Source organism: Winogradskyella sp. J14-2, assembly GCF_001971725.1.
In the GTDB taxonomy this organism is placed as follows: Bacteria; Bacteroidota; Bacteroidia; order Flavobacteriales; family Flavobacteriaceae; genus Winogradskyella.
Genome location: NZ_CP019388.1, coordinates 3,284,462 through 3,298,003, shown reverse-complemented (window position 1 = coordinate 3,298,003; position 13,542 = coordinate 3,284,462). Strand labels below are relative to the sequence as shown.

The following is a 13,542-nucleotide window of genomic DNA, read 5'->3' as shown; positions in this document are numbered from 1 at the left end:
ACAACAAATCCCTTACATAAAAAAGCATATTCATTTCATTAACATACAAGTATTATTATCTTTGTAGCTTGAATAAAACAGCTCATGAAGATATCTTATAACTGGTTAAAACAGTTTATCAATATAGATTGGAATGCCGAGAAAACAGGCGAATTACTTACAGATCTTGGACTTGAAATAGAAGGTATAGAAACATACGAATCTATTAAAGGCGGACTAAAAGGTATTGTTGTTGGCGAAGTATTGACTTGTGTACAACACCCAAATGCAGACCGACTAAAAGTAACAACCGTAAATATCGGTGAAGCAGAACCTGTACAAATTGTATGTGGTGCACCAAATGTTGCTGCAGGCCAAAAAGTACCTGTGGCTACAATCGGCACAACGCTTTACACGGCAGAAGGCGAAGCCTGGAAAATAAAAAAAGGGAAAATTAGAGGCGAAGAAAGCCACGGAATGATTTGTGCTGAGGACGAACTTGGTCTTGGCGAATCTCACGATGGCATTATGGTACTCGATGCCGATCTAAAGGTTGGTACACCAGTCGCAGAGATTTTTGAGGTTGAAAATGACGAGGTTTTTGAAATTGGCCTAACACCAAATCGTGCCGATGCTATGAGTCATTATGGAGTTGCCAGAGACTTAAAAGCCGGTTTACTTCAAAACGATGTACCCTTAGAGTTAATTACTCCTTCGGTAATGTCTTATCATGTAGATACCAGATCGCTGAAGATCGATGTTGATGTTAAGGATAAGGAGAAATGTCCTAGATATTGTGGAGTTACCATTTCTGGTGTTAAGGTTAAAACTTCGCCTAGCTGGTTACAAAACCGTTTAAAGGCAATTGGTTTATCACCCATAAATAATATTGTAGATATCACTAATTACGTTTTGCACGAGTTAGGCCAACCATTGCACGCTTTTGATGCTGGTAAAATTTCAGGAAATAAGATTGAGGTTAAAACTTGTAAAGCCGGAACAAAATTTACAACATTAGACGAGATCGTAAGAGAATTGCACGAAGAAGATCTGATGATTTGTGATGCCGAAAAACCAATTTGTATTGCAGGCGTTTTTGGCGGAATGGATTCTGGTGTAACAGAAGCTACTACTAACATTTTCTTAGAAAGTGCATACTTTGACCCTGTTAGCATTAGAAAAACAGCAAAACGTCACGGACTCAATACAGATGCCTCCTTTAGATTTGAAAGAGGTATTGACCCAAATATTACAGAATATGCTTTAAAACGTGCAGCTTTATTAATTACTGAAGTTGCTGGAGGTGAAATTACAAGTGATATTTCTGACGCCTATCCCAACAAAATCAAGGATTACGAAGTACGATTGAGTTTTGAAAACACAAAGAAACTAATTGGTGAAGAAATTCCTAGAGAAACCATTAAAAGTATTTTAACCTCTTTAGAAATTAAGGTTAATAATGTCACTGAAGCTGGTTTAGGGTTAACAATACCAGCTTATAGAAATGACGTGCAACGTGAAGCGGATGTCATTGAAGAAATACTTAGAGTCTATGGCTACAATACCATTGGCACAACCGAGAAGTTAAACGCTTCCATCTCTAATTCTTCACGTTTTGAAGATTATAAATTACAAAACATTATTGGTAATCAATTAGCATCTCAAGGATTCTTCGAGATTATGGCTAACTCATTAACCTCAACTAAATATGTTGAATTAAGTGAGCAACTTAATGCAGACCATAACGTAAAAATGCTAAATCCATTAAGTGCAGACTTAGAGGTTATGCGTCAGTCTTTACTGTTTTCTGGTTTGGAAGCTGTATCTCATAATATCAATAGAAAGCGTTACGATTTAAAATTGTTTGAATTTGGTAAAACCTACCACCAGTATTCAGACAATCGCGAAGAACATAAACACTTATCAATTTTTATAACAGGTAATAAGACCCTAGAACGTTGGAATACTAAAACCACACCTAGCGACTTCTTTTACTTAAAAGGAACCACTGAAGCTGTTTTAGAGCGCTTAGGATTAAATAGATTTAAATCTTCACCTCATAAAACCGATATTCTTAGTGAAGGTATGAGCCTTTCTATTGGCAAGAAAACTTTGGTTGAATTCGGGTTGGTTAAGAAATCGGTATTGAAACATTTTGGCATTTCACAGCATGTTTTATATGCTGACTTTAACTGGGATAATGTTCTGGATATGGCCAAACACAACTCCATAACATTTAAAGCCATACCAAAATACCCAGAAGTACGAAGAGATTTTGCTTTATTGTTGGACAACAAAGTCACCTTTGAAGAAATCTACACCATTGCCAAACAAACCGAAAAGCAATTGCTTAAAGATATAAATCTTTTTGATGTCTATGAAGGAAAGAATCTACCAGCTGGCAAAAAGAGTTATGCAGTAAGCTTTACGTTGCAAGACGAAAACAAAACACTTACTGATAAACAAATCGATAAAATTATGTCCAAGCTTCAATCTAACTTTGAATCTAAACTTGGTGCTGAGTTGAGATAGACATTAAAATATAATAAAAATGAAAGCCATATTAATCTTTGAATTAATATGGCTTTTTCTTTAAAACATTATCATTTTATTTACACTTTTCAGTATTGCTTTTTTTATTTTTATCAAAATTTAAAACACTAAAATCATGGCAAACATAACACTAGGAGGCACTCCAGTAGAAACTTTAGGAAATTTACCAAAAGTTGGTAGCAAAGCACCAGATTTTAAACTCACTGACACAGAGTTAAAAGATAAAAGCTTATCAGATTTTAATGGCCACAGGTTGGTATTGAACATTTTTCCAAGTGTAGATACTGGCACTTGTGCGCAATCTGTAAGAACCTTTAACGAAAAAGCCAGTCAACTAGAAAACACCAAGGTACTTTGTATCTCTAAAGACTTACCCTTTGCCATGGCTCGCTTTTGTGGTGCTGAAGGTTTGGATAACGTTGTAAGCTTATCGGATTATAAAACAGGTGGGTTTGGTAAGGATTATGGTCTAGCTTTTGCAAATGGAGCATTTGAAACCTTACTGTCTCGATGTGTTGTTGTTATAGATACTGACGGCACTATTTTGCATACCGAGCAAGTTTCTGAAATTGCGGACGAGCCAGATTATGCAAGTGCTTTAAGCAGCTTATCTTAACTATTGCAATGCAACAAAATAAAGAGCCGTTTATTATCAATAGACTAAAAAGTGTTGGCTTTGCTTTTAAAGGAATGCTCATTCTTATTAAAACCGAAGCCAGCATTAAAATTCAGATTTTCATTGCTTTAGTCGTCACTATTGCTGGTTTTTATTTCGGTATTTCTGCAACGGAATGGATGGTTCAAATTGCCATGATTGGCTTGGTTATGAGTATTGAAGGTGTGAATACTGCCGTAGAATATATTGCAGATTTTATTCATCCAGATCATCATCCTAAAATCGGTCTCATAAAGGACATTTCTGCAGGAGCTGTTTTTATCGCTGCTATCGTTGCGGTTATTGTTGCAGGCATCATCTATCTACCTAAGATTTTTTAAATACCAAATTAAGGTTTAATTACGTTACATGATTGAATACTTTATCAATCTTAAACCTATTCTGCACAATCAAATGAAACAGCTTGCTATTTTACTTTCTTTTATTGCACTAGTAACAAGTTGTATAGATAAGCCTGAAAAAACTTCAACGGCACTTAAAACTAAAACAGATATTGAAACTCTACCTAAGCTACAAAAAAATAAATCCTCAAAAGACACGCTTAACATTACAAAAGAGTTTGTGCTGGGTAAGTTTAATTACAAAACAGATTCTACCTTTGTCAAAGTAGAGCCCAAGTATGCAACAAAAGAAATTTATCTTAACCACTTAGTGTATCAAGCTTTTTTAAAAATGGCTAAAGCTGCTAAAAAAGATAGTATTGATCTAAAGATCCTATCTGGCACGCGAAACTTTTATGAACAAAAAGCCATTTGGCAACGTAAATGGAACACCTTTAAAGACCTCGAACCTTTAGAGCGTGCCAAGAGAATTTTAGAATATAGTTCTATGCCTTCTACATCTCGGCATCATTGGGGAACAGACATGGATTTAAATAGTTTAAATAATTCGTATTTTAACAGCGGAAAAGGATTAAAAACCTACCAATGGTTATTAGAGCATGCCCATAGTTTTGGATTCTACCAGGTTTATACCAATAAAAATAATGGAAGAACAGGTTATAATGAAGAAAAATGGCATTGGTCTTTTGTACCTTTGGCGAGTAATTATTTAGAATTTTACAATGCTCATATTAAAATAGAAGATATTTCTGAGTTTGAAGGATCGCAACTGGCTAAAAATCTTCATGTTATTGAAGATTATGTCAATGGGATTGCTAATAAGGCAAAAGAATATAAACAACATACACCTTAAGTATCGAGGTCTATACCGAAAACAGTATTCGGCACAACATGGCAAAAAAAACAACTAAAAAGAAAAATACAACCAAAGCAAAGTCTAAAACGACTTTTAAAAAGCCATCATTAACATTATCTAATCAGCAAAAGCTCATTTTTGGAAGCTTACTGATTATTTTGGGAGTGCTTTTGTTTATTTCCTTTTTGTCTTTCATATTTACGGGTAAAGAAGACCAAAGTGTGTTAAGCAATTTTCCTGAGCGTTCTGAAGCCTATAAAAATTGGGCAAGTCAATTAGGTGCCTGGGTAAGTGAATTTTTCATTAATAAGGGGTTTGGAATTTCATCCTTTATTTTTTCTGGCTTAATTTTTCTGTCTGGCATATATGTGACTTTAAACCTCAAAAAAACAAAACTTAGAAAGCATTGGATTTGGGGAACATTAATCGTCATTTGGTTATCTATTTTCTTCGGTTTCTTTACACACAAATATGATATTCTTGGTGGTACCATAGGTTTTGAAATGAATCATTTCTTTCAAGATTACATAGGAAAAATAGGCACTATCCTATTATTACTTTTTGGGCTTATCGCCTACCTAGCCCTAAGATTTAAAGTTACTGGTGATACGTTTGTAAAACTTTTTAGCAGCGCCAAGAAAAGCTTTAAAAACGATATAAATCCAGATACACAAGAGGATTCTAAAACAGCCATTGTAGACAATAGCCTTACCGAAGAAGCCGAAGCCATTAAATCTGCTTTTGAAATTTCTCTTGATAAACCAGAGCCTACTATAAGTAATCATTCTAAGCCCAAAGAGAACATAGCGCACGCACATAATGAAGTTACTTCTAAAAAAATACCAGAACTAGAACTAGAATCAGAATTAAAGGTTGAGGTCGAAGCTGTAGAAGAAGAACAATCTGAAACAGATAATCTGGCTGACAAGCTTGTTGAGGATTTTGGGCAATTTGACCCAACTTTAGAATTGAGCAATTATCAATTTCCACATTTAGATCTGCTAAAGAAATATGAAAACGAAGGTATTTCTATAGACCAAGAAGAACTCGAAGAAAACAAAAACCGAATTGTAGAAACATTAAGTAACTACAAAATTGGTATTACGAGCATAAAAGCAACCATTGGCCCAACAGTAACACTTTACGAAATTGTGCCAGATGCAGGTATCAGAATTTCAAAAATTAAAAATCTCGAAGATGACATCGCGTTGTCACTTGCAGCTTTAGGCATTAGAATTATTGCTCCAATTCCAGGTAAAGGAACTATTGGTATTGAGGTACCAAACAAAAATTCGACAATCGTTTCTATGCGTTCGGTAATTGCGTCTCAAAAATTTCAGCAGTCCAAAATGCAATTACCAATTGCGTTCGGAAAAACCATTAGCAACGAAACCTTTGTGGTAGATTTAGCCAAAATGCCACACTTACTCATGGCAGGTGCCACAGGACAAGGTAAATCGGTTGGGTTAAATGCGGTATTAACATCGTTATTGTACAAAAAACACCCAGCGGAAGTAAAGTTTGTCTTGGTCGATCCTAAAAAAGTAGAATTAACGCTTTTTAATAAAATAGAGCGTCATTATTTAGCAAAACTTCCAGATAGTGAAGATGCCATAATAACCGATAATACCAAAGTGATTAATACCTTAAACTCACTCTGTATAGAAATGGATAACCGTTACGAAATGCTTAAAAATGCATTTTGTAGAAACATTGCTGAATATAACGCTAAATTTAAAGCTAGAAAATTAAATCCTAATGACGGTCACCAATTCTTACCATACATTGTATTAGTAGTTGATGAGTTTGCAGATTTAATTATGACAGCTGGAAAAGAAGTAGAAACACCTATTGCTAGGTTAGCACAGTTGGCACGTGCTATTGGTATCCATCTTATAATAGCAACGCAGCGACCATCTGTAAATGTTATTACTGGTATTATTAAGGCCAACTTCCCAGCTCGTATTGCATTTAGAGTAACGAGTAAAATAGATTCGCGTACTATTTTAGACGGTTCTGGCGCAGACCAGCTTATTGGTCGAGGAGATATGCTTTATACACAAGGTAACGATCTTATTCGTTTGCAATGTGCTTTTGTTGACACTCCAGAAGTTGAAAAAATCACAGAATTTATTGGCTCGCAAAAAGCATATCCAGACGCGCATATGCTACCAGAATATGTTGGTGAAGAAGGTGGCACAAATCTTGATATAGATATTTCGGACAGAGATAAATTGTTTAGAGAAGCTGCCGAAATTATTGTAACCGCACAGCAAGGATCAGCTTCACTATTACAACGAAAACTAAAGTTAGGTTATAACAGAGCTGGTAGAATTATAGACCAGTTAGAAGCTGCAGGTATTGTAGGTCCTTTTGAAGGCAGCAAAGCAAGGCAGGTTTTAGTCCCAGATTTAGTAGCTCTAGATCAATTATTAGAAAGTGAACAACAATAAAATTACATATAGATAAAATGAAACGAATATTATTTTTAGCATTTGTAAGTTTAGGTTTTACAGGTTTTGCTCAACATGATGCAAAAGCAGAAACACTATTAACAGAAGTAAGTAATAAAATAAAAAGCTATAAAAATATATCTATAGACTTTAAATACGAACTGAACAATGTTAATGAGGAGAATATGAGCCAAGAAACCCGTGGAGATGTTGTTATTGAAGGCGAAAAATATAAACTTAATATATTGGGAGTAACAAGAATATTTGATGGCAAAACACTTTATACCATTAGCCCAGAAGATGAAGAAGTAACCATATCATCAGAAAATTCGGAAGAAGAAGGCACAATTGCACCTAGTGATATGCTATCGTTTTACGAAGATGGCTATACCTATAAAATGGATATTGTGCAAAATGTAAAAGGCAGAAAAATTCAGTATGTAAAATTAACTCCTATGGACACCAATTCTGAAATAAAGCATGTTTTATTGGGCATAGACGCTACTACAAAACACATATATAATCTAATAGAGGTTGGTAAAAACGGAACAAAAACAGCATTAACTGTTAATTCTTTTCAAACCGACCAACCTATCTCAAAAACCTTGTTTACATTTGACGAGAGTAAATATGCTGATTATTACATCAACAGAATAGACTAAGATTATATAATACTTAATGTGTGAAAATACTAGATAGGTACATACTTATCACATTCCTAAGGACGTTTTTTAGCGTCTTTATTATATTCATGTTCATCTTTGTGCTCCAAGGTGTTTGGCTTTATATATCAGAGCTTGCAGGTAAAGATTTAGATATCTCGGTAACTGCAAAGTTTATACTCTACTACATGCCAAAGCTAATTCCTTTGGTTGTGCCATTAACCATTTTGTTGTCGTCAATTATGGTTTTTGGAAACTTTGCTGAAAACTATGAGTTTGCTGCTATGAAATCTACAGGCATCTCACTACAACGCGCCATGCGCAGTCTTAGCGTCTTTATTGTAACCTTAGGTATTGCCTGCTTCTTTTTTGCCAACAATGTTATCCCTTGGGGAGAATACAACTTTTACAACCTAAGAAGAAATATAGCCAAGGTAAAACCTGCCCTTGCCATTGCTGAGGGTCAGTTCAACGAAATTGGTAATATTAATATTAAAGTCGATAAAAAAACTGGTGATCGCGGTCAGTTTCTAGAGGATGTGGTTATTCACAAAAAGGGATCTTCAAGATTAGGAAATTATATTGTCATTATTTCTGAAAAAGGCGAATTAAAAAGCAGCGAGGACTCTAATATTCTACAACTAGAACTCATTAACGGCAACTATTACGAAGAGATTATAGATAAAGACATTCGTAAAAATATTAATAGACCTCATGCAAAAAGTTATTTTGATAGCTACACCATTAATGTAGATTTAGAAATTCTTAATGACGAAGATCTTGATGAAAAGAACTACAAGGGTCGTCACAACATGCTTAGCATAGACCAACTAGAATATACCATAGATAGTCTAATAGACCAACGGCAAGAAGATTACAAAAACTTATCGCGTACATTATATAATCGTACCACCTATGCAGCTCTTAACCTAAACATTAATACTGAGAAAGACTCGTCTTTTACTGGTAATGTCTTAGAGCTTTTTCCGTTAAGTAAAAAAGCTCAAATCATAAACCTTGCACTAAACTCTGCAAATAGCACTAACCAAATTATAGATTCTAACAAAAAGAATTTTGAAGGTAAATCTATTCACTTAAATAAGCATGTTATTGCTTTTCACGAGAAATTTGTTTTGGCAATTGCCTGTATCATCTTATTTTTTGTAGGTGCACCTCTTGGAGCTCTCATTAGAAAAGGTGGTTTAGGTTTGCCAATAGTCATTGCTGTTGTCCTATTCTTAACCTATCATTTCTTTGGCATATTTGCTAAAAACAGTGCAGAAAAAGGAAGTTTCAGCCCAATAATTGGTTCATGGCTATCTACTGCCGTAATGCTTCCTTTAAGTATTTATTTAACATCTAGAGCTACTAATGACAAAGGTGTTTTTCAATTTGATGCTATCATAGTACCACTCAAACGATTATTTACCCCAAAAAACAAGCTACAACTTTCGGAGAGTGAAACCAAATCTTACAATTATTACAAGAAGTACTCTCTAGAAGAACTCGTCAACGTAATTAGAGAACAAGGTGAATTCGATTTTAATAAAAAACCAAAGGAAATTGCTCTCCACAACCTTCTTAATAGAAATATACCTTTAGAACATCTAAAAAAAGAAGGGCTAAAAGTAGATGATAAACTTATTAAAGGAAGAGAACTGCTTAAAGACTACAAAGACTATTCAAAAACAAGCTTGGTCAGTTTTCTCATAGGTGGATCCTTGCTTGGACTACACTTTATTTGTAAAAACAATAAATTACCAGAGATAGCTGATGCTGCACTGAGCTTAAGTATTATTGCATTTATATTTTTTGCGATTTATGTTGTCGTCGATGCCTACGTGTATTCAAAATTTTATAAAACTATTGGACAAAAAAACAAAAGAATTAACCCTTTTGTTCTTGTGCTTTCTCTTCCGCTCTATCCCTTAAAATATTTAATCCTCAGAAATAAGATTACATACGACTTCTATCAAAGTTGCATCCTTAACATTAAATAACCGTATCTTTGCACATCTAAATGCTTAGTTATGAAGACTGCCATGAATACAAAAACCAAGTTAAACACCATAGAAGAAGCCATTGAAGATATTCGTCAGGGCAAAGTAATAATTGTTGTGGATGATGAAAATCGTGAGAATGAAGGAGATTTTTTAGCTGCTGCTGAAATGGTAACTCCAGAAATGATCAATTTTATGGCTACTCATGGTAGAGGTTTAATTTGTGCACCTCTTACAGAACATCGTTGTGAAGAACTAGAGCTTAACATGATGGTGAGAAACAACACAGATCCAATGGAAACGGCTTTTACAGTTTCTGTAGATCTAAGAGGCAATGGTGTTAGCACTGGCATCTCTGCAAGTGATAGAGCAAAGACCATTAAGGCCTTGGTAAACAAGGACACAAAGCCTTTTGAGCTAGCTAGACCTGGTCATATATTCCCTTTAGTTGCTAAAGAAGGTGGTGTTTTAAGACGTACAGGACATACTGAAGCTGCCATAGATTTTGCACGTTTAGCTGGTTTTAATCCTGCTGGTGTTATTGTAGAAATAATGAATGAAGATGGCACCATGGCAAGATTACCTCAGCTCATGGAAGTCGCTAAAAAATTTGACCTAAAAATTGTATCTATTGAAGATTTAGTTGCTTACCGCATGGAGTATGATTCTTTAATAGAAAAGAGAGAAGACTTTAATATAGAGACACGTTTTGGTAAATTTAGGCTGAGAGCATATCTACAAACAACCAACAATCAGGTTCATATTGCATTAACTAAAGGCACTTGGAAATCTGACGAAACAGTATTAACGCGTGTTAACTCTACTCTTGTTAATAATGACATTCTTGGTACGCTAACAAATAATGCAGACCAAAAGTTAGATGATATGTTTAACGCCATCAATAAAGAAGGAAAGGGTGCTATAATATTTATTAATCAGCAAGCCGAATCTATGAATTTATTATCTCGATTATCAATATTAAAAGAGAATCAACAAGAAGGTCAATTGGTAAAAGCACCTAGAATTTCTATGGACTCCAAAGACTTTGGTATTGGAGCTCAAATTCTTCACGATTTAAAAATTAGCAAAATAAATCTTTTATCTAACAGCTTACAGACCAAGCGTGTTGGTATGATTGGTTATGGACTGGAGATAGTAGACTACGTTAACTACTAATTAACCATTATTCGCTTTGTAACTATACGATTGCCAGATGTTATCTTAAGAATGTAAATTCCATGGTTTAATTGACTTACATCTAATACATCAGTATTTGATTTTTTCTCAACAATGCATTGACCATAGGTATTATAAAGTGCTATACTACTTATTTCAACATTGCTACCAATGTTAACTGTACTCGAAACAGGGTTTGGATAAACAGAAAATTCCTCTTGAGCAATTTCTTCTAGACCAAGAGATGTATTCTGATAGACCCTTACATAATCTATTACCATTTCGCTTTGTAAAAATGATGGATCTATACTACCTGCTGCTCCACCCATTGCTATATTAAGAAGTAGATACTGATCTTCATCAAAAGGCCATGTGCTTGCATCTTTAAGAGCAGGATTGTACGTATAAAAACCTACTCCATCAATTAAAAACGTAATCTGATTTGGTGACCAGTTCATGGAATATACATGAAAATCGTTGGCAACATCATTTAAAATAAAGGACTGGTAATTAATAGTACTTCCAAAGCTAGATGGTGTATGTATGGCACTACTTACATGGTTTACTGGTCCTAATCCATGTTCCATAATGTCTATTTCGCCACAAGCTGGCCAGGCTGTCGTACCAAAACCTTGGGTTTGCCAATATGCACCTGCTTCATTAATATTTTTGCCCAAAGTCCAAATTGCTGGCCATGTACCATTACCCTCTGGCAACTTAGCCCTTACATCTACTCTACCATAAGTAAATGCGAATTTAGAATTTAAACGTGCTGATGTATATTGCTTAGTTTCACCTTGGTCTGTAAAGTTTTCTTTTATAGCCACAATATTTAAAAATCCATTTTCTACATACGAATTCTCAATACGGTTGGTGTAATGTTGTTGCTCACCATTAAACCAACTACCACCAGCTGGTAACTGTGTTTGATGAAACCATTTGCTAGTGTCTACTGCTCCATTGTTGTCAAACTCATCAGCCCATACTAAATCTTCATAAATGACATCTAACTCATGAGGATCTGTAGCCTCTGAACCATTATTTATATCATCTATAAGATATGTGCCTGGTGTCATAGTTCCACCATCAATAAAAATTACAAGTCTAGAGTATGTTCCCATAGCATTTATAGAAGATCCATTGCCGCTTAAGATAGCATTTGAAAAATCGAAAGATAAATCGTAAGACCAACCAGATCCTGAATTAGTTTGAACCACTTCTACATCTGGCTCTGTACCATTCTCTAATTTCACCATAATGGTATGCATATTAGGATCGAACTGATAAAAGGACAAGGTTATGACCTGTTCTGAAGCCAAGTCCATTGGATTCGACAAGTCCAAATAAAAACCTTGCCAATCCTGTGAGCCATCATTAAAAAATTGACCAACATCATTGCTAGGATTTGTTGGGTCTACATTAAATGCAAAGCCACTATTTGCAAAAGCAGTAAACTGATGAACCTGTTGAGAAAAATCAATAGGTGTTTGTTGAGAAAACGATTGCTTAGAACCAATTAATATAAATAGTGTTATAATATAAAACTTCTTCATACTTTTAATTTTTCTAAAAATATGAAACAGTTTACAGCTAACTTTAAAATCTACCTATACACTAACTATACAAGCAATAAATTAAATGGTTTTAATAATTTGCATCATCTTTTCGGCGCGTTGTCTAACCTCTTCCGCTGTCCAAGACAGTTTTATTAAACAAGAGATGTTTCTTGCAATGTAAGCATCAGACTGCTCAAAAGTCTTAGTTTTTAAATACTGAAGTCCGTCTTTAACTTCCTTTGAAATTGGATATAATGATTTAAGTTCCTTAAGATGATCCCATTTTCTAATATAATGCCAATTGTTATCGTAATAATGAAAACAAGCATCTATACCATTCTCTTTGAAACCTTGAGACACTTTTCGTGCAGATTCTAAATCTGGTAAAAAGAAATTTAAAAAGGCATAGCTCTCCTCACCTCCTTCAGGGACTGTTCTAAAGGTAACTTCTGGAATATGAGATAATACTTCTCTTATTATCGAATAGTTTCGTTTTTGAATAGCAATAAACTCTGGTAATCGTCTTACTTGTGCTAGGCCAACAGCTGCATTTAGTTCTGATATTCTAAAATTATAGCCTAAAAAAGGATGTGTTTCTGCACCTCTATCATTTCCTACATGGTCATGACCATGATCTGAATAATGATCTGCATTAGTGTAATAGTCTTTATTATTAGTTACTACAGCTCCACCTTCACCACATGTAATAGTTTTTACAAAATCGAACGAGAAACAGCCTAAATCAGCTACACTTCCAAGTGGCTTACCTTTATAACTTCCGCCAATGGCTTGACACGCATCTTCTACAAATATTAGATTATGCTTGTTACAAATTACTTTCAGTGCATCCATATTACCCATACTTCCACACATTTGCACCAGCATAACTGCTTTTGTTTTAGGAGTAATAGCATCTTCTACTGCTTTTGGGTCAAGAGTTAAGGTATCGTCAATATCTACTAATACAGGAATTGCACCGAGCATCATTATCGCTTCAAAACTTGCCACAAAGGTAAACGTTGGCATAATCACTTCATCACCAGCACCTACTCCAGCAGAAGCCAAGGCTACCGAAACAGCTGCTGTTCCACTCGATACCAACTGAACATAATTAGAATCAAAGGTTTTGGCAAGCTCTTGCTCAAGTTCTTTGGCTTTCCAATGACCATTTCGCATACCGTCAAATCCATAGCGCATTAAGACTCCATTATCTAAAACATCATTAACTTCTTTACGTTCTAAGTTACCAAATAACTCAAATCCAGGCATAAATTTTGATTTTAATTTAAA

At 34.8% G+C, this 13,542-nt stretch carries 10 protein-coding genes; 8 read left to right on the top strand and 2 right to left on the bottom strand.

Going from position 1 to position 13,542, the window contains the following annotated elements; genetic code table 11:
• The first annotated feature begins 84 nt into the window (after nucleotides 1–84).
• From pheT to ribB, 8 genes are all read left to right on the top strand, one after another.
• The gene (gene pheT, locus BWZ20_RS14815; RefSeq protein WP_076621117.1) at nucleotides 85–2,511 is read left to right on the top strand and encodes a phenylalanine--tRNA ligase subunit beta; all 2,427 of its coding nucleotides are present in this window, start codon (nucleotides 85–87) and stop codon (nucleotides 2,509–2,511) included.
• Between the two features lie 136 nt (nucleotides 2,512–2,647).
• Entirely contained in the window at nucleotides 2,648–3,148 is a 501-nt protein-coding gene (gene tpx / locus BWZ20_RS14810; protein ID WP_076621115.1) for a thiol peroxidase, read from the top strand.
• Between the two features lie 8 nt (nucleotides 3,149–3,156).
• Nucleotides 3,157–3,528 (top strand): diacylglycerol kinase family protein, encoded by a 372-nt coding sequence (locus BWZ20_RS14805; protein WP_076621113.1) that lies wholly within the window; start codon nucleotides 3,157–3,159, stop codon nucleotides 3,526–3,528.
• Nucleotides 3,529–3,556: 28 nt separating this feature from the next.
• Nucleotides 3,557–4,402 (top strand): M15 family metallopeptidase, encoded by an 846-nt coding sequence (locus tag BWZ20_RS14800; protein ID WP_076621111.1) that lies wholly within the window; start codon nucleotides 3,557–3,559, stop codon nucleotides 4,400–4,402.
• Nucleotides 4,403–4,440: 38 nt separating this feature from the next.
• Nucleotides 4,441–6,858, top strand: a complete 2,418-nt coding sequence (locus tag BWZ20_RS14795; RefSeq protein ID WP_076621109.1) for an FtsK/SpoIIIE family DNA translocase — start codon at nucleotides 4,441–4,443, stop codon at nucleotides 6,856–6,858.
• Between the two features lie 17 nt (nucleotides 6,859–6,875).
• Nucleotides 6,876–7,520 (top strand): LolA family protein, encoded by a 645-nt coding sequence (locus tag BWZ20_RS14790; RefSeq protein WP_076621107.1) that lies wholly within the window; start codon nucleotides 6,876–6,878, stop codon nucleotides 7,518–7,520.
• Between the two features lie 89 nt (nucleotides 7,521–7,609).
• A complete protein-coding gene (locus BWZ20_RS14785) occupies nucleotides 7,610–9,520 on the top strand; it encodes an LptF/LptG family permease (RefSeq protein ID WP_232217120.1) in 1,911 nt (636 codons plus the stop codon).
• A gap of 30 nt (nucleotides 9,521–9,550) precedes the next feature.
• Nucleotides 9,551–10,696 carry a 3,4-dihydroxy-2-butanone-4-phosphate synthase gene (ribB, locus tag BWZ20_RS14780; RefSeq protein ID WP_076621105.1) on the top strand — a complete coding sequence of 382 codons (1,146 nt, stop codon included), beginning with the start codon at nucleotides 9,551–9,553 and terminating at the stop codon, nucleotides 10,694–10,696.
• Here the strand turns inward: ribB and BWZ20_RS14775 are convergent.
• Both BWZ20_RS14775 and BWZ20_RS14770 read right to left on the bottom strand, forming a co-directional pair.
• Entirely contained in the window at nucleotides 10,693–12,249 is a 1,557-nt protein-coding gene (locus BWZ20_RS14775; RefSeq protein WP_076621103.1) for a family 16 glycosylhydrolase, read from the bottom strand. The two genes, ribB and BWZ20_RS14775, sit on opposite strands and share 4 nt — an antisense overlap.
• 81 nt (nucleotides 12,250–12,330) lie before the next feature.
• Nucleotides 12,331–13,521 (bottom strand): DegT/DnrJ/EryC1/StrS family aminotransferase, encoded by a 1,191-nt coding sequence (locus BWZ20_RS14770; RefSeq protein WP_076621102.1) that lies wholly within the window; start codon nucleotides 13,519–13,521, stop codon nucleotides 12,331–12,333.
• Between the last annotated feature and the right edge of the window lie 21 nt (nucleotides 13,522–13,542).